This is a genomic window from Desulfovibrio sp. X2 (assembly GCF_000422205.1).
Lineage (GTDB): Bacteria > Desulfobacterota > Desulfovibrionia > Desulfovibrionales > Desulfovibrionaceae > Alkalidesulfovibrio.
Window position 1 is genome coordinate 80,320 of record NZ_ATHV01000065.1, and the last position, 20,825, is coordinate 101,144.

16 protein-coding genes, 1 tRNA gene and 1 pseudogene are annotated in these 20,825 nt (G+C 63.3%); 8 read left to right on the forward strand and 10 right to left on the reverse strand.

Going from position 1 to position 20,825, the window contains the following annotated elements; all coding sequences use genetic code 11:
- Window positions 1-19: 19 nt before the first annotated feature.
- From DSX2_RS16085 to DSX2_RS16105, 5 genes are all read right to left on the reverse strand, one after another.
- The gene (locus DSX2_RS16085) at window positions 20-1,216 is read right to left on the reverse strand and encodes a ChaN family lipoprotein (protein ID WP_020882059.1); all 1,197 of its coding nucleotides are present in this window, start codon (window positions 1,214-1,216) and stop codon (window positions 20-22) included.
- A gap of 165 nt (window positions 1,217-1,381) precedes the next feature.
- Entirely contained in the window at window positions 1,382-2,647 is a 1,266-nt protein-coding gene (locus tag DSX2_RS16090; protein ID WP_020882060.1) for a phenylacetate--CoA ligase family protein, read from the reverse strand.
- 183 nt (window positions 2,648-2,830) lie between these two features.
- Window positions 2,831-4,534 carry a glycosyltransferase gene (locus DSX2_RS16095; RefSeq protein ID WP_020882061.1) on the reverse strand — a complete coding sequence of 568 codons (1,704 nt, stop codon included), beginning with the start codon at window positions 4,532-4,534 and terminating at the stop codon, window positions 2,831-2,833.
- Between the two features lie 13 nt (window positions 4,535-4,547).
- Window positions 4,548-5,423: an ABC transporter permease gene (locus tag DSX2_RS16100; protein WP_020882062.1), complete on the reverse strand. Its 876-nt coding sequence runs from the start codon at window positions 5,421-5,423 to the stop codon at window positions 4,548-4,550.
- A 16-nt stretch (window positions 5,424-5,439) separates the two neighbouring features.
- Entirely contained in the window at window positions 5,440-6,444 is a 1,005-nt protein-coding gene (locus tag DSX2_RS16105) for an ABC transporter permease (protein ID WP_020882063.1), read from the reverse strand.
- Between the two features lie 541 nt (window positions 6,445-6,985).
- On the opposite strand from DSX2_RS16105, the gene DSX2_RS16110 reads away from it, so the two are divergent.
- The 3 genes from DSX2_RS16110 (at window position 6,986) to DSX2_RS16120 (ending at window position 8,586) form a co-directional block, all read left to right on the forward strand.
- Window positions 6,986-7,627: a TetR/AcrR family transcriptional regulator gene (locus DSX2_RS16110; protein WP_020882064.1), complete on the forward strand. Its 642-nt coding sequence runs from the start codon at window positions 6,986-6,988 to the stop codon at window positions 7,625-7,627.
- A 125-nt stretch (window positions 7,628-7,752) separates the two neighbouring features.
- A complete protein-coding gene (locus DSX2_RS16115; RefSeq protein WP_020882065.1) occupies window positions 7,753-8,271 on the forward strand; it encodes a carboxymuconolactone decarboxylase family protein in 519 nt (172 codons plus the stop codon).
- A gap of 239 nt (window positions 8,272-8,510) precedes the next feature.
- Window positions 8,511-8,586: transfer RNA gene (locus tag DSX2_RS16120), tRNA-Ala, on the forward strand.
- Between the two features lie 153 nt (window positions 8,587-8,739).
- On the opposite strand, the gene DSX2_RS16125 is transcribed toward DSX2_RS16120, so the two are convergent.
- From DSX2_RS16125 to DSX2_RS16135, 4 genes are all read right to left on the reverse strand, one after another.
- Window positions 8,740-9,864 (reverse strand): site-specific integrase, encoded by a 1,125-nt coding sequence (locus tag DSX2_RS16125; protein WP_020882066.1) that lies wholly within the window; start codon window positions 9,862-9,864, stop codon window positions 8,740-8,742.
- Window positions 9,865-10,101: 237 nt separating this feature from the next.
- Window positions 10,102-10,326, reverse strand: coding sequence for a helix-turn-helix domain-containing protein (locus DSX2_RS18945; protein WP_152512994.1), 225 nt, complete (start codon window positions 10,324-10,326; stop codon window positions 10,102-10,104).
- Between the two features lie 717 nt (window positions 10,327-11,043).
- Window positions 11,044-11,997, reverse strand: a complete 954-nt coding sequence (locus DSX2_RS16130; protein ID WP_020882067.1) for a phage integrase N-terminal domain-containing protein — start codon at window positions 11,995-11,997, stop codon at window positions 11,044-11,046.
- 1,024 nt (window positions 11,998-13,021) lie between these two features.
- On the reverse strand, window positions 13,022-13,288 hold the full coding sequence (locus DSX2_RS16135) for a hypothetical protein (RefSeq protein WP_020882068.1): 267 nt from the start codon (window positions 13,286-13,288) through the stop codon (window positions 13,022-13,024).
- 350 nt (window positions 13,289-13,638) lie between these two features.
- Between DSX2_RS16135 and DSX2_RS16140 the strand changes: the two are divergent.
- A pseudogene (locus DSX2_RS16140) lies at window positions 13,639-14,034 on the forward strand (serine hydrolase); the annotation flags it as partial.
- Between the two features lie 123 nt (window positions 14,035-14,157).
- Here DSX2_RS16140 and DSX2_RS18120 read toward each other — a convergent pair.
- Window positions 14,158-15,279 (reverse strand): acyltransferase, encoded by a 1,122-nt coding sequence (locus DSX2_RS18120; RefSeq protein WP_020882070.1) that lies wholly within the window; start codon window positions 15,277-15,279, stop codon window positions 14,158-14,160.
- Between the two features lie 878 nt (window positions 15,280-16,157).
- Here DSX2_RS18120 and DSX2_RS16150 point away from each other — a divergent pair.
- The 4 genes from DSX2_RS16150 to DSX2_RS16165 all read left to right on the forward strand — a co-directional run bounded on the left by DSX2_RS16150 (window position 16,158) and on the right by DSX2_RS16165 (window position 20,726).
- On the forward strand, window positions 16,158-16,979 hold the full coding sequence (locus tag DSX2_RS16150) for an ABC transporter permease (protein WP_020882071.1): 822 nt from the start codon (window positions 16,158-16,160) through the stop codon (window positions 16,977-16,979).
- A 1-nt stretch (window position 16,980) separates the two neighbouring features.
- Window positions 16,981-18,444 (forward strand): ATP-binding cassette domain-containing protein, encoded by a 1,464-nt coding sequence (locus DSX2_RS18435; protein WP_020882072.1) that lies wholly within the window; start codon window positions 16,981-16,983, stop codon window positions 18,442-18,444.
- A 105-nt stretch (window positions 18,445-18,549) separates the two neighbouring features.
- Window positions 18,550-19,680, forward strand: coding sequence for an acyltransferase family protein (locus DSX2_RS16160; RefSeq protein ID WP_020882073.1), 1,131 nt, complete (start codon window positions 18,550-18,552; stop codon window positions 19,678-19,680).
- 185 nt (window positions 19,681-19,865) lie between these two features.
- Window positions 19,866-20,726 carry a hypothetical protein gene (locus DSX2_RS16165; RefSeq protein ID WP_020882074.1) on the forward strand — a complete coding sequence of 287 codons (861 nt, stop codon included), beginning with the start codon at window positions 19,866-19,868 and terminating at the stop codon, window positions 20,724-20,726.
- The last annotated feature ends 99 nt before the right edge of the window (window positions 20,727-20,825 follow it).

Sequence of the window (20,825 nt, forward strand, 5' to 3'; positions counted from 1 at the left end):
GTCCCCGCCCGCATTCCGCTCAGGGCCGGCCCATGGGCGGCAGGTCGATGCTCACGGGCACGCTCTTCCCGCCGCGCTCCACCGTGAGGCGCAGGGGCTTCCTGTCGCGCACGGCGGCGAAGCCCGCGGCGTGCAGGTCGCCCATGCCGGAGACCGGTTCGTCCCCAGCCCGCGTGACCACGTCCCCAACCGTGAGCCCGGCACGCGCGGCGAGCGAATCGGGCGCGACCTCCTGGACCACCACCCGGCCGCCCTCCTGCCGGAGCGTCATGCCCAGGCGGAAGCGGTGCACGAGGGGACAGACGTAGAGCACGTCCGCGTAGCCGCTGGGGATTGCGCCGTCGCCGCGCCAGGGCATGACCAGGAGCACGCGGACCTCGGGCGCGAGCACGTGGAGGCGGTGAGCGATGCCCCAGCCGTTCTCCACGTGGCCGCCGCCCGCGATCACGGCCACCGGCCGCCCCGTGGCCGCGTGCACGGACAGGGCCTCCTTGGCCATGGTCGTGTCCCACACGGACTGGGCCTCGGCGAAGCGGTTGAAGCGCGCTTCCATGGCCTTCTTCATGGCGGCATCGTCGTCCGTGCCTCCGGCACCGCGCATGGCGCCGTGCATGGAGAAGACCTCGCGCAGCTCGTCCAGCTGCGCCTGCTCGGGCGCGATGATCTTCTGCGGCAGGAGCGCGCGCTCCTCGGGCGAAAGCCCGGAAAGCCCCTTGTGGGCCACGGCGCGCACCACGGAATGCGGCGCGTTCAGGCCGTAGACCGGAAGGTCCAGCTCCCTGGCCGCGGCGAAGACGGGCTCGTACAGATCGAAGGGGTAGCCCCAGACCTCCTCCCAGTCGAGCGCCTGCGGCAGGTCGGCCAGCGACGTCTCTCCCCGGTTGAAGCGGGTGAGCGCCTCCTGTCCCGTGTAGGGGACCATCTCGAGCCCCACGGCCGGGGCCTGGGTCGTGGCCCACGGGCCGGACATGAGCCTGAGAAGCCTCGCCTGCTGCTCGTGGTCACAGGCGCTGTCGTGCGTCTCGCCGAGCAGGATCACGTCGGCCTTGGCCGCGAGGGCCGTGAACTCGGCCTCGTCGATGGGCCTGCCCGAGGAATCGAGCAGCGTGCCTGCGGGAGGAAGGGGCGCCGGAGCGGGTCCGGCCGGGGGAGCCTGCCGCCCGGCGCAGCCGGACAGGGCCAGGAGGCAGAGGGTCAGAAGCAGTGCGATGCGCATGGCATCTCCTTGGGAAATCGGGGGGCGGGCTTCAGGCGGCCTGGCCGGACCAAGCGGTCCCCCAGACGGCCGGGCTCGCCCCGCCGCGTCCGCGTCCTCCCGCCCGGCCCCGCGAGGGGGCCGGACAGGCGGCGCGATCTGCCGCAGCCCGCGCGGGCCGCGGACCTAGTCCCACTTGCGCTTGTCCTCGATGGGACGGATCTGGGGCGGCAGGGTGCCGGGCTCCAGGACCTTGAGCTTGGGACGCAGCTTGATCTTCTCGCGGAAGGTGTGCAGCAGCTCCTCCTCGCGCTTGAAGCCGGTGGCCTCGATGAACAGCGTCATCTCGTCGATGCCCTCGGGGTTGGTGACCTCGATCTGCCAGCGCTTGACCTCCTCGAAGGAGGCCATGACCTGCTCCACCTGGTGCGGGTAGACGAACATGCCCATGATGCGGGCAGTGGTGTCCACGCGGCCCACGATGTTGCCCAGGCGCGGCGTGGTGCGGCCGCAGGGGCAGGGGGTGCGGTCGATGTAGGAGAGGTCGCCGGTGGCCAGGCGGATCAGGGGGTAGGTCTTGTTGAAGGCCGTGACCACGATCTCGCCGACCTCGCCGTCCTTGAGCGGGATGCCGGTGTCCGGGTGGCAGATCTCCACGTAGCAGCGGTTGGCGATGTGAAGCCCGGTCTTGTGGAAGCACTCGTAGCCGATGCAGCCCACGTCCGCTGTGCCGTAGCCCTGGCGCATGATGCAGTCGAACTTCTTCTCGATCTGGTTGCGCATCTTCTCGGAGAACTTCTCGCCCGTGACGAAGGCGACCTCCATGAACATGTCCTTGCGCAGGTTGATGCCCGACTCCTCGGCCTTCTGGGCCAGGTGCAGGAGATAGGAGGGCGAGCCCACGTAGCCGGTCACGCGCAGCTTCTGCATGATGTCGAGCTGCGTGGAGGTCTGGCCCGGGCCCGTGGGCACCACGGCGCAGCCCAGGTTCTTCAGCGGCTCCTCGAACATGAGCCCGGCCGGGGAAAGATGGTAGGGCAGCGTGATCTGGACCACGTCGCCGGTGCGGAAGCCCGTGGCGTAGAAGCCCTCGGTCCATCCCCAGTAGTCGTCGTGGCGGTCTTCGGGATCGAAGATGGGGCCAGGCGAGAGGAAGACGCGGCGCAGCTCGCCCAGGTCCTTGGTCAGGAGCCCGCCCAGGCGGGGGCCCATGGACTGCAGGAAGATGAGCTCCTTCTTCTTGAGGATCGGGATGTGCTTCAGGTCCGAGAGGGACTTGAACTTCTCGATCTGGAACTGCGCGCGGTCGAAGCGCTTCTTCACGTCCTCCGAGTAGCGGTAGGCGTAGGAGAGCAGGTCCTTCAGCTGCAGCAGGTAGAACTGCTTGCGCTCGGATTCGTCGAGCACCTCGCGGCGCGAAAAGATGCCTTCGGTGCGGTCCTTGCGGGTCATGTCGGGAGTCCTCCGAAACAGGATGTCGCCCGGCAGGGCGGATTGGTCCAGCATATAGCGAAGAAGCGGACCAAAAAGCAAGATTTTTACCATTAATCCTGAAAATACGACATGATAGGTCGTAATACGAAACGTAGAACAAGGATAAGGGTGGTTCAGCGGGAGCGGTCGGGAAGAGGAAGATCAGCCCGGGAGTCCGAGCGCCTGCCGGATGGCGCCCGTGGTGTCGGCCGCGGCCACGGCGGCGGCGAAGAGACGCGCGCGACCGGCGGCGGCCGCGAGGTCGCGGGCCTGGGCCAGCTCCCCGATCCCCTCCTCCAGGCGGAAGCAGCGCAGGTTCAGGAGCCCCAGGCGCAGCGGATGGCGCCAGTCGGCTCGCTCGTGAAGCGCCAGCATGGAGAGCCAGCCCAGGCGCAGCCCCTCCATGCCGGGCACGGGCTCGAGCCAGAGGTCGAGGAGGCGCGCGCTCTCCATGTCCGTCTCGTCCAGGGAGAGCGCCCAGGCCAGGCACTCGGAGGCCGAGGCGGGAACGTCGCGCTCCGGGTCGAAGGAGATGCCGGGCGTGGCGGTGCGCCCCTGCCCGTGCAGCAGCCTGGCCCAGGCCTTGAGCAGGCCGGGCGGGTCGTGCGGCACGTGCTGCGGAACGTGGTGATGGGCGTGGTGATGCGCGTGAGGGCGGTCATGCCCCCCCTGCTCCGCCTGCATTCCCGTCGCCTCCAGGTGGCGCATCAGGAAGAGGCGCGCGGTGCCCTTCTCGCCCAGGCGCAGGGCCGCGGTGGAGGCGGTCAGGTCGAACTCCACGTTCCCGGCATGGGCTCCCCGGGCCAGGGACTCGGCCAGGAGGCGCGTCACCCCCTCGTGCTCCTCGCGCGCCAGGAGCAGGCGCAGCAGCAGCCCGGCCGGCTCCGGACCGGCCGCGAGCAGGGCCAAGGGCTCCTCGCAGGCGGCCGGGCGAAGCGGCAGGCGCCCGGCCAGGGCCAGGCGAGCGGCCGCGCACCAGAAGGCGCGGCGCGCCTCCTCCCCCGTGGCCGCGCCGCCCGCGGCAAGCCCCTTGGCGAAATCCAGCAGGCCGTGCGCGCGGTGCACGGGCAGGTGCTCGGCCTGCACGCGCGCCCAGGCCGCGCGGCCGAGCCTCTCGCTCTGCGCGGGGTCGTTGCGCAGCCTCTCCACGACGGCGGCGAGCTCGAGGCCGTCGCGGTAGAGCAGCATCTCGCGGCCGGGCTCGAAGAACGCGGCCTGCGCCCCGCCCAGGTCCTGGCCCACGACGCAGCAGCCCGCCGAGGCAGTCTCGAAGAGGCGGATGTTGATCTCGCCGAGGATCGATTCGTTGGGCGCCACGCGCGTGCGGCAGTAGAGCGGCAGGACCTCGGCCACCGGGATGTCCGACTCGATGCGCGCGGCGAAGCGCGCGGCCAGCATCCCGGTCATCCAGGTGCGCGGCAGCCGCGCGGGCGAGAGGCGGCCCACGAAGGCCACGGGCACGTCGCGCCCGTCGTGCGGGGAAAACGGCAGCCGCGCCCCGAACCACGAGAGCACGCCCACGCGCGAAAGCCCGGCCGCGCGCAGATACCCCACCCAGTCCGGCTGGGTGGTCAGCACGCCGTCGAAGCAGCGGCCGTAGTCCGTGACCCACCAAGCGTTCAGGTGCGTGTCCAGCGACCAGAAGATCTTCGGGCAGGCGACCTCCTCGAGGCCGGTGCAGAGCACGCGGTGGGAGAGGTTCTCCTGGTGCACCACGAGCTCGGGCGCGAAGCGGGCCTCGGCCAGGGCGCGGGGCAGGTCGAAGAAGGGGGCGCCGTCCAGCGGCGGGGAGAGCAGCAGCACCTCGTGGCCCAGCTCGCGCAGCGGTCCCTCGAGATAGCGCGACGCGACCAGGCAGATCTTCATGGAGCCCGCGTCCTCAGCGCTTCAGGCGCGGGTCCAGGATGTCGCGCAGCGACTCGCCCAGGAGGTTGTAGCCGAGCACCGTGACCAGGATGGCGAGGCCCGGGAAGACCGAGAGCCAGGGCGCGATCTCGAGCACGTCCTTGCCCTCCATGAGGATGTTGCCCCAGCTGGGATTCGGCGGCTGCACGCCGAGCCCCAGGAAGGAGAGCGAGGACTCCACGAGGATGGCCCCGGCCACGCCGAGGGTGGCCGAGACGAGTACCGGCGCGATGGCGTTGGGCAGGATGTGGCTGAGCAGGATGCGCGACGGGCCCGCGCCCGCCACCCGCGCCGCGAGCACGTAGTCGCGGCCGCGCAGCGACAGGGTCTCGGCCCGCACGAGGCGGGCCACGCCCATCCACGAGGTCAGGCCGATGACGACCATGATGTTCAGCAGCGAGGGCTGCAGGAAGGCGATGACCGCGAGGATGAGGAAGAAGGACGGGAAGCAGAGCATGACGTCCACGCCGCGCATGATGACCTCGTCCGTGAGCCCGCCCGCGTAGCCCGCCACCAGCCCGAGCGCCAGGCCGATGGCCACGGCCAGGCCCACGGCCACGAAGCCGACCCACAGCGAGACGCGCGCGCCGTAGAGCATGCGCGTGAAGACGTCGCGGCCGAGCGCGTCCGTGCCCAGCAGGTGGTGCAGCGAGGGCGCCTGGAGCAGCGCGTCGGCGTTGATGGCCGTGGGGCTGTAGGGCGCGATGAGCGGGGCCAGCAGGGCCAGGACGGACATGCCGAGCACGATGGAGAGCCCGGTGAGGAAGAGGCCGTTTCGCGGCAGGAAGCGCGCGAGGAAGCCATAGGGCGAGAGGCCGGAGCGGCCCGCCGTGGGCATCAAGAGGCCCATCCGACGCCTCCTTCCATCAGGCCCCTCCTCCGGCGTGGCCGGAGCTGCGCACGCGCGGGTCGGCCAGGCCGTAGCCCGCGTCGGCCAGGAGGTTGCCCGCCAGGGTGAGCAGCGCGCCGAGCACGAGGTTGCCCATGATCAGCGGGTAGTCGCGCGCCATGACCGCCTGGTAGAAGAGCTGGCCCAGGCCCGGCAGGGCGAAGATGGACTCGATGATCACGCTGCCGCCGATGAGCCCGGGCACGGACAGGCCGAGGATGGTGATGACCGGCAGGAGCGCGTTCCTGAGCGCGTGGCGCCAGATGACCAGGCGCTCGGGCAGCCCCTTGGCGCGCGCCGTGAGGATGAAGTCCTGGCGCAGGACCTCGAGCATGCTGGCGCGCATGAAGCGCGAAAGGCCCGCGAGGGAGCCGAAGGTGTAGATGAAGATGGGAAGGGTCAGGTGGCGGGCGATGTCCAGCATGCGCGGCCAGAACGCCATGTCCTCCGCCCCGAGGCTGGACATGCCGGAGATGGGCAGCACGGGCCAGACGATGCCGAGCCAGTACATGAGCAGCAGCGCCAGCCAGTAGCCGGGCATGGCGAAGCCGATGAAGACGAAGACGGTCATGGCCTTGTCGAAGGCGCTGCCCTGCCGCCGCGCCGAGGCCACGCCTATGGGCACGGCCAGGGCCAGGGTGAGGATGAGCGCGGCCACGTTCATGCCGAAGGTCAGCGGCAGCCGTTCCTTGATCTTGTCCCAGACCGGGCGGCGGTCGCTGCCGAGCGAGCGGCCGAAGTCCAGGCGCGCGAGATGGCCGAGCCAGTCCGCGTACTGCACGTGCAGCGGCCGGTCCAGGCCGTAGAGCTTGGCGAGCCGCTCGCGAGCGCCCGCCGAGGCCTGGGGGTTCAGCTCGGTCTGCAGGTCCGTGGGTGAGCCCGGGGCCAGATGGATGACCCAGAAGCTGACCAGGGTGATGCCGAAGAAGACCACGGCCACCCAGGCGAGCTTTGCGGCGAGACGTGCGAGGAGCGCGAGCATGGGCCGGACTCTACGGGCAATCGGCCCGGGAATCAACGCGATAGGGGGATGCGGAGCGGTCCGGAAGCGGAACAAGGGAAGTCGGGATGAAGGGGCGCGCACGCTGCATCAGAACCTTCGTTTTCAGCAGGAGATCAGGGCCCCTTCCCCCATCGGCATCGTCGCGATCCGGTGACGCCGCCGTGAAACCGCCCCCTGTGCCGCACCGCGGCGTCCCGTCTGCGGCATCCCGTCTGCGGCATCCCGTCTGCGGCGTCCCGTCAGCGGCGTCTCGTCAGCACCGTCCCGTGCCGCGTCGTCCCGCTCGTGCCATCCCCAGCCGCGCCGTCCGGCCCGCCCTCTGCCCGCCCCTCCGCGCCTCCGCCCCCTCCGCGCCTCCGCCCCCTCCGCGCCTCCGCCCCCTCCGCGCCTCCGCCCCCTCCGCGCCTCCGCCCCCTCCGCGCCTCCGCCCCCTCCGCGCCTCCGCCCCCTCCGCGCCCGTTGCGCGCCCGTTCCATTTTCTCTCTTGACACCACTAGACGACCGGTCTATTTCTCGCCCCATGAAACGCGACGCACGCCAGGCCATCCTGGACGCCGGGGCCGAGCTGGTCCACCGCCAGGGGTTCAACAACACCGGGATCAAGGAGATCCTGGACGCCGCGGGCGTGCCCAAGGGCTCGTTCTACTTCTATTTCCCGAGCAAGGAAGCCTTCGGCCTGGCGCTCATCGAGCACTACCGCGCCGCCTCGGCCGCGGCGAGCGGCAGGCTGCTCGCGGACGCGTCCGTTCCGCCGCTCGACCGCCTGCGGAACTTCTTCGCGGGCGTGCGCGGGCGCTTCGCGGACTGGGGCTGCGAGCGCGGCTGTCCCTTCGGCAACCTGGCCCAGGAGCTCGCGGACCTCTCGCCCGAGATGCGCAAGAGCCTGCAGGGCAGCCTGGACGCCATGTCCGAACGCATCGCGGGCCTGCTGCGCGAGGCGGCCGAGCGCGGCGACCTGCCCGCCGGGCTCGACCCGGACGATACCGCGGCCTTCGTCATGGACGCCTGGGAGGGCGCCATCCTGCGCATGAAGACCCAGAAGAACGTGGAGCCCCTGCTGCGCTTCGAGAGGCTCGTCTGCGGAAGCCTCCTCGGCATGCCGGTCCCCGGGAACGGCGCGGCCGGGCAGCAGAAGAGCGACAGAGCCGAGCCCGCGGGCTAGACGGAGCGGACAAAGCGCCGTTCGCCGCGCTGCTGCTTGCCGCGCCGACGTACGGCGCGATTTTTTCGGACAAGGCCCAAGACGACCGGTCTACTACCGGCAGAACCCGAACCAAGGAGTCATCCATGTTTCTGCTCGACACCCAGACGCGCGAGACCGCGCAGGGAACCGTGGCCGAGATCTTCAACGCCATCCCGGCGCAGATCGACATCCCCGTGCCTCTGCAGCTCATGAGCGCGAGCCCGGGCCTCATGGAGCGCCAGATGCAGACCATCGGCTACTTCCGCGGCCACGACCGCCTCTCCCCCGCCCTGCTCGCCTCCATCCGCTACGTGGTCTCCGAGCGCATCGGCTACGCGCCCTGCTCCATCTTCAACGCCGCCCTGCTGCGCGCCCAGGGCATGAGCGAGGCCGAGATCGCCTCCCTGTCCTGCAAGCCGTCCGAGACGCCGCTGGACGAGACCGAGGCCGCCCTGCTCGCCTTCGTGACCAAGAGCATGGAGGCGCCCGAATCCGTCACCCGCGCGGACATCGACGCCTTGATCGAAATGGGCTGGCGCCAGTCCGACATCCTGGACGCCGCCACCCAGGCCTCGAACATGATGGCGGCCGCCCACCTCAACCGGGTCTTCGTGCGCCCCTAGCCCCGGCGCGGGTACCTCCTCCACCTGCCCCATGCCCCCCCTGCCGGGCCGGACCGCACCTCGCGGCCCGGCCCGGCCTGGCCCGGCGAACCATGAGGGAACCAGGGCCGCCCAAGACCGTTCCCCGCAGCGCCTGTAATTCCAGCCTTTCCGGACAGCGTCCGAAAAAAATTCCACCTCCGGCAAATTCACGCTTGACTTCCAGGGCCAGATTTATCAAAAGGACTTCCTCGCAGCGTGGGGCTGTAGCTCAGTTGGGAGAGCGCTTGAATGGCATTCAAGAGGCCAAGAGTTCAATTCTCTTCAGCTCCACCACAAGAAATCAAAGGGTTTCGGCAGCTTGCCGGAACCCTTTTTTCTTGCCCAAAAGGCTGATTTAGCCTTCGTGTCCGCTATGTGTCCGTCGCTCCCGACGACCCCTTGCCCCTGCCTGATTCCAGCCATTCAGCCGCCAGACCTTCCAGCCCGTCAGCCGACCTTCCGCCCGGCCGCATACCGCTCGGCCAGGCGGTCCTGCACAGGGTTCTCCAGGATGCCTTCCAGGTTGCTGTAGCGGTTGGTCATGCGCGGGTCCTTGTGCCCGATCATGACCGATGCCTGCTTCAGCGTGCCGCCGACCAGCAGGATATTGGTGCAGTACGTATGACGGTGGTCGTGGAAGTGCAGATCCACGAAGCCGGCGGCCTTGCAGATCGTGTTCCACGCCTTGCGGATGCTCGCGAACGGGGTCCCGTCCATGTTTCCGATGACGTGATCCCCCTTGACCGCGACGCCGCGCGTCCGCCGATACCGGTCCAGATACTCCCGGCGCGCCAGCAAGGCGTCCCTGGTCCGGGGCATGAGCTTGTGCGTGCGGGTCACCCCGTTCTTTTCCCGATGGAAGGTGATGAGCCCCTGCCCTTCGTCGGGCCAGACGTCGGCCCACTGCAGGCCGAGGATCTCCTGCGTGCTGCAGCCGTGCTCCACGGCCAGCAGGATGGCCAGGGGCATGTAGTGTCGGGAATAGCCCTGCTCGGCCACGGCCAAAAGCCTGCCGACTTCCTCGGGCGTCAGATGCCGTGTCCGCTCATGCTTTTTTTCGCTCAGGTTACGGATGCCGGCAGCCACATCGTGCTCGATAAGCCCCTTGGCCTTGGCCATGGCAAAGACCTGCTTGATGACAAACAGCCGCCGGTTGGCCAGCACATTGCTTCTTGCTTCGGCCACGGCTGCCCGGTAGTCGCGGATGGTCTCGATGCTCAGGTTCTCCAGCAGAACATGCCGCCATTCGGCCAGAATGGGCTTCAGCAGGTACTCGTAGCCCGTGTAGGTCGTCATGGTCAGTTCGCCTTCCCTGCGCTTGCGGATCCATTCCGCTTGGCAGTATTCGGCGGCCTGGCCGAAGGTCGTGGCGACGCTTTCGCGCTTGCCCGCTTTCTCGGGCAGCTTGCCCGCATCGAGCATGGCCCGCAGGCGGTTGATCTCCTCCTGGGCCAAGTCCTTGCGCCTAAACGTCTTGTGGTAGACCTTCCGGCCGGTCTTGGGATCCAGGTAATGGACGACGTACGATTTGCCCTTCTGCAACGAACGGGTCGCGATGGTGACGGTAGCCATGCTATGTCTCCCTCGGACTTTCGCTCGCCGTGATGTCCCCTATTTGGCTGTCAACGATGCAGCATCGGTCCCCTACGTGGACCTGCCTGGATGATAGCTCGACGCAGCGAAGATCGCCAGCACCGCCCCGCAATGTGGGCAGCGTTCTTCGAGCCCCTGAAATAGCAGTTCTTTCCGGGAAGAAGGCGTGGATCCGACACGGGACGCAGCAGCCAAAGGACGAAATCCCGGCACGCATCATGGCTGCCCCCCAGTACGGGAGCCCACGCTGCCTGGGGCATTCATGGTATGGCCGTCGATGAAGACGCGTATGTCCTGCGCCCGGACCAGCCTTCGCCCGCCGATTGCGCAGTACGGCAGTTCGCCGGACTTGAGCAGGCGCGAAACGGTCGCTCGGTGGACGCGAAGAAGTTCTGCGACTTCCGCGATCGTGAGCAGCTTCAGATCAGAAAGGCCATCCATACAACGCACTACCCCCTACGTGTCGTGATTTCGACATCGCGGCTCCTGGGGTATGGTTGTTGGATGAAAATCTGGGCCTGCGGCACATGCATAAAAAAACATGCACGACTCGGGACCAATAATAACACATGAAGCCTGGCTGTCAACAGCAAATCGATATTCATTTAAACAAAACCAGCACAAATTGCGCTTTTCGGCGTCGTTTGCTGCTTTGCGGACGAGATACCAAGTGTGATTCGACCAAATAATGTATTACATTTCTATTTTCGATGCGTTCACGCAGCATTCAAATCCGTTTGCTTCGCGGTAAGGGATCGACCCTGCCAGTCGCCCGCACAGGCCGCGTCCTCTCCAAGATGGGGCTGGGCAACAAAATAAACCAACTAGTTTGTTTATCCATGACAACCAACAAGTTGGCTCAAGGTGAACTCCGCATATCCCTCGCCCCGTCGTGCTCGGAACGAAGCGCAGCGCAGTGACGAGCACTCGCCGAGGGGTGAATGCCGCCGTCAGGCGCCAGAGGGGGCTATGGCACGGAATGCCCCCTCTCCGGGAAGATGCGGGCGCAGCCCGCACCATTCAATCTGCCTGTAATCCGTTTGGCTGGCTGGCAAACCCGGTTAACCAGTTAACTTGCTGCTCACGGCTCACGCCAAAACAAAGCGGCCCCAGTGATTTGGGGCCGCTTTTCTTTGTCTTGCTCAACTTCCGCCATGCCTACCTAACCACGCTTCCAAGGTACTGCCCGTCAATGTCGGCGCGGTCCGGGGAATGGCCGAGCTCTTCACGGATGACAGCGCGGGCAAGCTGGTCGCGTTCCCGCCACATGTCGCCCGCCGCTGCCTGGGCATGGGCGATGTAATCGTCTTTCACGGCAAACAGCACTGGCGGCTTGAAGCCTGTCAGTCCTTCGTATCGCTCATGGGCGTATGCGTGGCGCAAGCCGTGCATGGTCGCGCCGGATTGGGCTTTCGTCAGCCCAAGGTCGTGCGCCAAGCCGTAGACGGTATTCCGCCAAGTGCGTTCCGAATGGTTTTTGGGGATGATCGTCGCGGAGGGCGAGCTGTAAAAACCGCTGTTTCTAGCGCGTTCGAGAAGATCCCGTTGTTCGTCCGTCAGCAAGGGGCACCAGCGGGGACGCCCGCCCTTGGTTCCCCGATGGATATGTACACGCTCCCCTTCGTCGTCGCGAATCGGGTTGAACTTCATGGATTCCTCGACACGCATGCCGAAAGTCCGCTGGAATTCGAGCATCAAGGCCATCCGCTGCCGGTCTTCCGCTGTCGAAGCCCGCAGCGTGGCCACGGCCTGTGCGTATACGTCCCGGGCCAGGGACTTGTCCCTGTTCGAGACGTAGACACGTCGTTCCATCCCGAAGGCGCCGTTGTCCTGGTGGATTGTGTCGTTGCCGTATGCCCGGCAGACCGACCGGACGCCTGCCACATAGTTCTTAATCGTCCCGGGACTGAGGTCCTGGTCCTGCCAGTACTGGACGGCGTCCGCCACATGGCGGTTGGTCAGATTGGTCCATTTCTGCACGCCGTAGCCGAGATCCCGCAGCACGCGGACGAACAGTTCCGCGCTCTTCTTGTTGTTCGTGATGGTCTTGCCGCTGCCGGTAAGCCGGGCACGGCGCAAGGCGTAGAGAAGGCTGTCCGATTTTCCAGCCATGATCGCACCTCCATGCGTATGGTGTTGAGGGTGAAGCCGACGAAGTCGGCGCGGCCGGATGTCTGAATCCCGAATTCGCTGATGTGCCCCAGCTGTGGGCTGGGCGCAGTGCTGGCTGGTTAATGGGAAGTGAGCCGGAACAGGCGTGCTGTTCCCCGCGCTAGGCGGCAAGGGCTCCGTCGCAGCAGCGTTGGACGGGCAACCGTATGGATACGGCGGACATCCGACCTTGGGCCGCACAGGGTGCGGCCGAAAGGCGGTTTGCTCGGCAAGGGAACGGATGCGGAAGTGGGCCGTCAGGTAGACGGCAATGTTGTCAGGCGTCCTGGAAAGCCAGGAAATACAGCGGGTTTGTCGTGCGTGGGGCAACCGTCAGGTTGGACTGCGCCATCCTGACGGTTGCGAAAGCCAGTGCACGAGCCAGAAGCCCGGCGCTGGAAATCCCAAGGTCATGCAGCCTAAAGTCGGTAAGTCATGATCCGGCGGCGGATGCCGCCAACGCTGCCGCTGCAGGACGCTTCCCATGCGTCCCGGCGGTATGGTGTCGCCCTGCGGGCGTTGTCGAGGAGGATGCGGCTGGTCATGCGGCGCGGAAAATTCACGCGCGCGTCAGCCGAGGCGAGAAAGGCACTAGGCGCATAGCGCCAAGCGGTGTGGGGTTACTTATCCTCAAAGATAGGCAAAAGCCCATCCGAAGCGGGGTTTTGTAGCCCTTATAGCACAGTCAAAAGAAAAAATCCAGTTGCGGAAAAGAGTCCCTCTCCAGATAGCGATAGAGCGCGGCAGGAGAGGTCATGGCAGACTTCTGCCGTATATCGTAGCGGGCCATCAAGGCGAGTTGCGGGACAGTATCGCCGATTTAGACAAGAGGCTTTCTGCGCATCCATAAAAGTGGCCTTTCGCGCCATGCATGCACGGGCGATTCGCTACATATACTTGAGGTGTTCAGCGATGGCATATTTTCCATGCCAGAGGGGAGAAGCGGCGCCGTAAGGCAAATCCGTCAGGAGCGGCTGGGCACCGCTTATTCATCCTCGGCCGAGGCCAGGAGCCATGCGCCCGCGGCAATGAGGAGGCCGAACAGAAAAATGCCCACGCTGGACCAGTCGGTGGCGTACCAGTGAGCCGCGAAGCAGGACGAAGCGCCACCCAGCATCATGTAGTCGACGCCCTGTCGCCGCTCCAGGTTGATGCGCAGATGGCGTCTGGCCGCCAGATGCAGGGTGAGGGCAAGGAAGAGGATGGCCGCGAGGACCGGCATACGGCTCTTGCCCGCCAGGTAGACCCGCACGGCCGAAGCAATGGACAGGGTCGCGAGCTCTCCACCTTCACGCCGCAGGCCGCGTCGTCCATGAGCCTCACCCCGAGTCCGAGCACGGCGTCGTGAACGTATTCCTCGAGCCAGCTCCCGCGCAGGATCCTGACGGATTCGACGTCCGAAAAGCGCAGCTCGCCATTGGCCACGCTGCAGACGCCGAGGGTCTCGAGGGAGCCAAGGCACTCTCGCAGTTCAGGCGACACAGAGCGGCCGAGGGAGGACAGGGCGACGACGAGGTTCGACTTGCCGAGATGCCGCGTGAGCCAGCTGAGCAAGCCGGCGAGCTGCGCGTGCGCCTCTCGCGCGACGCGCGGGACGGCGCGACCAGGCTCGACCGCGCCGAGCCCGAGCTGAACGAGGCCACGCCGGGCGACCCGCGCGACACGACGACGCCCGCGGCAGCCGCCGCGAGCCTTGCCGCGGTCGTGCTCGGCGACGCGCTCGCGCCCTCCTCCCGCGCCGCGGTCACGGACTGGATGCTGCACGACCAGGTGGCGGACGGCCTGCTGCGGGCCGCCCTGCCGCCGGACTGGCGGATCGCGGACAAGACCGGCGCGGGCGGCCACGGCTCGCGCTCCATCATCGCCGTGGTCTGGCCTCCGGAGCGAAAGCCCCTCGTCGTCGCCATCTACATCACCCAGACCGAGGCGCCCCTGCCGGCCGCCAACCTGGCCATCGCCCGCATCGGCCGGGTGCTCCGGGAAGCCGCGGACCGCTAGCCCTTCGCTCATTTTCCCGTCGTCCATCATGCCCTGAGCGCGAGCATGCCGTGGGGCATCTCGCAGGGGCCTCGAAATTCCCTCTTCCAAGGACAAGCGGGGCCGCTTCGCGGCACAGAAGGACTATTCGACGAGGATAAAGTTGGAAAATTTCCTGGAAATTTTGATCGCAATTTTTTCTATGACATAGAACCTTGCTGCAACCCAGAATGCCAAGACAGAACTGGTAGGTATGATGATGCACAGCACAAATAAACTGTTCATGTGAGAAATTTTGGTATAAAGATAGGATGAAAACGAGCATATGATCAGCAGATGCGTCAAGTAAAGGGGGAAGCTTATTGCACCAAGATATTGAGACAATTTCGTAGAAAACAAACAGCGCAAGCGCAGATTCATGATGACAGACAAGATGAACAAAAACGCGAAGAAAGCAGTGCGAGGATTCGTCCGCAATATTATGGGATTATCAAATACAAAAGCCCTAGAGAATGTTGCGTAGAACATGGACGAAAAGATGAAAAAAAAGGAGGTAATAGTACAGTATTTTTCTGATTCCGGTCGGTCACAAAATTCGATAACCTTATCCAAGACCTTGGCAAGAAACATCCCCAAAAAGAACGAAGGGAAAAAATCGTTAGCAAATACATAAATGGCAACAGGTATCATGAATATATAATATTTCTTCAATGGCAAAATCAGCAGACAAAGGCTGAAGACGAACAAACTGCCGAGAAATTCCACTCGCATGGTCCACAACACAGCGTTATATGCAGCAACATCCTTGCCATTGAAGAACACATCCCATGATATGAACTTGAATAATTCACTCATGCTCGGATGTTTGAGGAAAAAAGACCCGAGCCATGGATTGCCGCCCATCAAATTGGCAGCCTCCACATTGTAGAAAAGCCCTGTCCTGAGCAGAAAACTGCCCAGAAGCGTTGAAGCCGCGATAGGGACGAAAAGACGCAAGTATCGCCGGGCGAAAAGATGTCTGACGATGATTTGATCGTTGCTCCTGAAAAAATTTACCGAGAGAGCCATACCCGACAAAACGAAGAATATGTATACTGCAAAATTCCCATCAGTAACAAAGCTGAACAACTTGCTCTGCAGGAATGTATATTTGGGAGCTAAGAAACAGGCGCAAAGATGTGAATAAAGGACAGCAACAGCCGCCCATCCTCTGATCCCATCCAAAAAAACAATCCGCTTTTCATTTCTTGAAGAACAATTATTCATTTATGAACTTACTCATAAAAGCTACGAAGAACTCATGGCAAATACATGTCATCTGTCCGGACATTCACCATGATTCCGGCGTGGCTAAGATGCGGTCGCCGTTCATGCCGACCACTTGTTACAGTTTACCGTCATGTCTGGATTCAGCCGTACGTGCCGCGTCGGCATCTCTTTCCAGGCATCCCTGAATGTCGTTGCCAACGAGGTAGTACAAGAGTTCTTGTCCTGATGGCGAAAATTCGGTCAGCCTCGTCCCCCTCGGCTCACGAATGTGGACGAAGGCAAGCTGTGGCGTGGGATGTGTGCATTGTTTGAGGCTTCAGCCTTCTGCGCGTTCGGATCTTTTATTTTATATAAATGACCAAAACTGTCAATATAAGCTCTGCGCCCTCCGCCTCCCGGCGCGAGCGACAGCGCTCCCAATAATCGTTTTCATCATGGCCTAGGAGGGAATTCCACGTTCTGAAATATATGCCAGCCCACCAGAGAAGAAACGGTTTTTGCGCGCCTCATGTCAGCCTGAATATACTGTCAAAAACGAGGAGGCTTCATAGAGACGGCCGCTTGGGCATCCCGATCGTATTAATTATAGCCCCCCTACAACTCGGCAGGAAGGCGACCGGCGCTCCGCACGTTCCTTCCCGAGCTCTGCGGCTGGTAATCTGCCAATAAGAAAGACGATACGGCTCATCTGCTACCTAAATCCCCCTGAAACAGTATATTTTCAACTCCCTACTGTAAGAAAGCGCCCTGCACTGACGACTTGATCGGCATATGCAATCGGGCTAAAGGACTCTGCGTGGATTTCAGACAAGACGCCGCCTCGCGTCTTTTTCCAATGAATTCTCCAACCCATGCGCGCAATAACAGGTGGATACGTGGACTATGAATTGAAGCTGGCTCCGGGGAGTCACAGCAGGAATTATTGGCGAGATTTCCTGCTCAGCCATGAACTGCTGTACTATCTGACGTGGCGGGACATCGTCGTCAGATACAAGCAGACCGTGGTCGGGATCCTCTGGGCGGTGCTCCGGCCTTTCCTGACCATGCTGGTATTTACCGTCGTGTTCAGCTTCCTAGTGCGCGTGCCGGGTCCGGACGGCGTCCCCTACTCGCTGCTCGTCCTCTCGGGGCTGACTCCGTGGCTCTTCTTCGCCACCGCCCTCTCCGCCATCTCGGTCTGCCTCATCGCCAACAGCGCGATCATCACCAAGATATACTTCCCGCGCGTCATCATCCCGCTGGCGAGCCTTCTCGCCAACCTCGTGGACTTCCTGGTCTCCCTCCTGCTCCTCCTGGGCCTGCTACTCTGGTATTCCTACGTGCCGCCCTGGTACATCGTCGCCCTGGTGCCCCTGACGCTGCTCCTGATGCTCTTCGTCTTCGGGCTCGGAACATGGTTCGCGGCATTGACAGTCAGATATCGTGACTTTACACAGCTCGTTCCCTTTTTCCTCCTGCTCGGCATGTACATCTCACCGGTGGCCTACCCCATCGACCTCGTTCCGGAGAAATGGATGACACTCTATTCGTGCAACCCCATGGTCGGCATCATCCAGGGCTTCCGCTGGGCCATCCTGGGGAACATCCCGTTTCCGGAGCTTCCCCTCGAGATCTCCGGCGCCGCCACCGTGCTCATCCTCTACATCGGCCTGGCCTACTTCCGCGCCACCGAGCAAACATTCGCGGACTCCATCTAAGATGAAACCGATCATCAGCGCCCGTGGTCTGGGCAAGGAATACAGGCTGCCGCTGAGCGCATGCTCTGGCGGCTACGGGACGCTGCGCGAATTCCTCACGTCGCTGCCCAAACGCGTGTTCAGTCCGTCGCGGTCCAAACGGGGGACATTCTGGGCCCTGAAGGACGTGGATTTCGACATCTACCCGGGCGAGCGCGTCGGCCTGATCGGCCGCAACGGCGCGGGCAAGTCCACCCTGCTGAAGGTGCTCTCGCGCATCACCGAGCCCACGGCGGGCGAGGTCATCCTGCGCGGCAGGGTCGGCAGCCTGCTGGAAGTGGGCGCCGGCTTCCACCCCGAGCTGTCCGGGCGCGAGAACGTCTATCTGAACGGCACAATCCTCGGCATGCCCAAGGCGGCCATCACCAAGCGCTTCGACGAGATCGTCGACTTCGCCGAGATCGAGAAGTTCATTGACATGCCGGTCAAGCACTACTCATCCGGCATGTACATGCGCCTCGCCTTCGCCATCGCGGCCCACCTCGACCAGCAGATCCTCATCGTCGACGAGGTCCTGGCCGTGGGCGACACGGACTTCCAGCGCAAGTGCCTCGGCAAGATGGAGGCCATCAGCCAGAAGGACGGACGCACGATCCTCTTCGTCAGCCACTCCTTCGAGATGCTGCGCCAGTTCTGCAAGCAGGGCATGTTCCTGCACAAGGGCGAGCTGATCGCCAAGGGCGACTTCGCGGACGCGGAGACCGCCTACCTGCAGTCCGGCGCGGCCCCGCTGCAGATGTTCACGGGCTATGAGAACGTCATGGAGATCTTCCAGCGTTCCTTCGAAGAGCACCCGAAGCTCTACGAGAACGTCCTCGAGGCCCGCCTGAGCGACTTCAGCGACGAAAAGCTGCCCACCTACGCCTGCCCTGGCGACGAGCTGTACCGGACATCCGGGCACTGGAAGAAGATGCTGGCCCGCTACGGCTTCACGGCGAACTGCTTCTGCCGGGGGAGAAACGTGCTGGAGCTCGCCTGCGGGTGCGGCTGGGGGGCGACCATCCTGGCGCGCTACGCGCGCAGGGTCACCGCCGTGGACCCGAATCCGGCCATCATCCGCAAGGCGGCCGAATACTGGAGCGACGTGCCGGTCAGCTGGATGCGGGCCGAAGCTGCCCAGGCGCCGGGGCTTCTGCAAGGCAAGAAGTTCGACGTCGTCTTCATGGGAGACGCCCTCGCCTTCCTGCCCCTCGAGGAGCTCAAGGCGCTTCTCCCCGAGCTGTTGGGCCTCATCGCCCCGGGGGGCCTGCTGGTGCTGTCGTCCTACTATCCGGACATCGACAAGGAACGCAAACGCATCCAGGAAGAGAATCCGCTGCTCACAGGGCTGCTGCTCTGCTCCGAGCTGAAGGACCTTCTCTGTAGCGAACTGGACGACCACGTCATCCTCGGCAACCTGCTGTTCATAGGGAAAATGCCGGACTGACGAGCTGCTCCGGAGCGACGCAAACATACTGCATGCATTGGGGTCTTGCACGTCAGCGTCCCGTATATTTCCGCACTCGAATTTTTATTCAACGAAGAATGACATATGAACTTATATAAAAAATCAGCGGCAAGCAGCAGCAAAGCAAGAGACGACGTACTCGATTTCTACCGCGGGATCGCCATTATCGGTATTTTGGTCATCCACACCGCCTTCTGGAGTGGAGTCGCCTACACGCCCGTGTACTTCCAGTCCCTGATGCTTCTCGTCGACGTTCCCTTCTTCTTCTTCATAGCCGGCGCGAGCGCCACGTATTCGAGCCGTTCCGCGAATCCGTTCACCGGCATCATACGGATGTTCTCCTTCTTCCTCTTCATCGCCATCCTGTTCCTTGTCCTCAACTCCGTGGCGACGCTGCTCGAAACCTCCTCGGCCTTCTTCGCCAGCCTGAAGATCTGGACCGCCGGCGACCACGTCCGCAACATCCTGTCGGCCTTTTCTTTCGGAAAGCCAGACTATACCTATTTCCCGGTCCTGAACGGGAGTTTCTGGTTCGTTCCCACCTACCTCTCCGTCTTCCTGTTCGCGCAGATACTCATCAAGGTCGCTCCCAAGGCCCTCCTGCCCCTGGGCATGATTCTCGCCCTCGTATTCCTCTGCGGAGCCGAGGCAAGCAAGGCCTGGACCGGGATCGCGTTCCTGGGAACGCCGGCCGTGACGTTCATCTTCTATCTTTTTTTCGTTCTGCTCGGCTTCATTGCCTACAAGAAAGATCAAAGCAAGATCTTCAAACTCATATTCGGATCCGTATTCTTCTGCTGTCTCGTGTTCATGTTCACATGGCAGACCGACACCATTTCTCTGCAGAATTATAAATTCCCTCCACAGCGGCCATACTTCATCGCCTCGCTTCTCGCTCCGATGGGCGCGTTGCTGCTGTGGAACAGATGCCCGAAGATCGGCTGCATAGTGCGAATAGGCAGGAATCCGATCCCCTATTTCATTTCACAGGGCATGTCGTCGACCCTCCTCTTGCAGATCGCCCCCCATATCACTCTCCCCTGGCTCCTGAAATTTTTCGTCTGCTTCGCCATCAACCTGGGCTGCTCCCTCGTCCTGGCGGAAACGGCGCTTTCCTTGTTCGTGGCGACGAAATATGTCCTGAGAAAGATCTCTCGTCGGTTGTTGCCTCGGGAAAAAGCAGCAGGCTCGCTGGACAAGATTCCTGCGCCATGAGCCCTCGAACTTCGGCGTTGCCGCGGGTCCCGACAGGCCGTGCCGTGGACGTCAGTCAAGAGATGGCGGGACATGGCCCTGCGTGACCAGGGATCATGTCTCGGGAAATTTTTAGCCGGTAGTGACATCGTGATCATGCGCGATGGCGTTGCCGGAACAGCGCGTATCGATCCAAAGGGGACTGGATGGCCATCATAGCGACTTTTGTCGAGGAAATGATCGCGAGCCTCTCCGGCAGGGGACGGTCCGTCCTGGAATTCGGCGCACAGACGCTCATCAACCCAGGAGAGATACGCCAGCTCTTCCTTGCGCAGGGACGCGAGGTCGGGGACCGCGCCTCGTTCGATGCCCCGGCCATGTACAAGGCGCTGGGCTATGACTCGTACAGCTGCATAGACATCGACGGCTCGCCCCACTCGCTCCATTTCGACCTCAACTTTCCCCTCCCGAGTGAATTCCGGGAACAGTACGATCTCGTGACGGATTTCGGGACAACGGAGCATTGTTTCCACATCAGCAACGGCTTCGTTCTCGCGCACGGCTGCACGAAACCCGGAGGACACATCCTCTTTGCCCTTCCTTGCGGCGGATACTTCGACCACGGGTTCTACGCGATCCGGCCGCAGCTTCTCTTCGACATCGCGCTTGCAAACAAATATTCAATATCTTTTTCAAAGATCGTGAACATGGAAAACAGGACGAAGATGCCGTACAGTTTCGACAACTACACAGCCAATGCCCATCACAGACTTATCTTCTTCGTCTGCATGCAGAAAAACAGCGCCGCGGACTTCGTCATTCCAACAGACGGGACATACTCTCAGGACATCGTCTCATCCGCTGAGTCTGGTGAATACTCCCGAGATGAAGCATTGAACGAATACATAACCATCAAGAAGCAAGAACAGGAATTGGCGAAGTGCTATCGCGGCATCGAAGATCAGGCCGAGTACATCCGGCAGCTGCGAGAGCTCCTGGAGCAGGCGACCCAGAAACCAGCCAGGAAAAGCCTTTTCCAGAGGTATAAAGAAAAGATGTTCGGATGAAGCGACGGCAGGGGCGCTTCCTGAACCCCGGTGTGCGCCATGCGAGTCTGGACATGCGCGAAAGGCGAGAGTCGGCTCCTTGCCTGATTCCGCACCCCG

Coding starts and splice junctions, on each gene's coding strand:
- DSX2_RS16125 (WP_020882066.1), bottom strand. CDS start 9,864: ATGGCTACCGTCACCATCGCGACCCGTTCGTTGCAGAAGGGCAAATCG.
- DSX2_RS18435 (WP_020882072.1), top strand. CDS start 16,981: ATGAAACCGATCATCAGCGCCCGTGGTCTGGGCAAGGAATACAGGCTG.
- DSX2_RS16115 (WP_020882065.1), top strand. CDS start 7,753: ATGTTTCTGCTCGACACCCAGACGCGCGAGACCGCGCAGGGAACCGTG.
- DSX2_RS18120 (WP_020882070.1), bottom strand. CDS start 15,279: ATGAATAATTGTTCTTCAAGAAATGAAAAGCGGATTGTTTTTTTGGAT.
- DSX2_RS18945 (WP_152512994.1), bottom strand. CDS start 10,326: ATGGATGGCCTTTCTGATCTGAAGCTGCTCACGATCGCGGAAGTCGCA.
- DSX2_RS16110 (WP_020882064.1), top strand. CDS start 6,986: ATGAAACGCGACGCACGCCAGGCCATCCTGGACGCCGGGGCCGAGCTG.
- DSX2_RS16165 (WP_020882074.1), top strand. CDS start 19,866: ATGGCCATCATAGCGACTTTTGTCGAGGAAATGATCGCGAGCCTCTCC.
- DSX2_RS16095 (WP_020882061.1), bottom strand. CDS start 4,534: ATGAAGATCTGCCTGGTCGCGTCGCGCTATCTCGAGGGACCGCTGCGC.
- DSX2_RS16085 (WP_020882059.1), bottom strand. CDS start 1,216: ATGCGCATCGCACTGCTTCTGACCCTCTGCCTCCTGGCCCTGTCCGGC.
- DSX2_RS16160 (WP_020882073.1), top strand. CDS start 18,550: ATGAACTTATATAAAAAATCAGCGGCAAGCAGCAGCAAAGCAAGAGAC.
- DSX2_RS16090 (WP_020882060.1), bottom strand. CDS start 2,647: ATGACCCGCAAGGACCGCACCGAAGGCATCTTTTCGCGCCGCGAGGTG.
- DSX2_RS16105 (WP_020882063.1), bottom strand. CDS start 6,444: ATGCTCGCGCTCCTCGCACGTCTCGCCGCAAAGCTCGCCTGGGTGGCC.
- DSX2_RS16130 (WP_020882067.1), bottom strand. CDS start 11,997: ATGGCTGGAAAATCGGACAGCCTTCTCTACGCCTTGCGCCGTGCCCGG.
- DSX2_RS16100 (WP_020882062.1), bottom strand. CDS start 5,423: ATGGGCCTCTTGATGCCCACGGCGGGCCGCTCCGGCCTCTCGCCCTAT.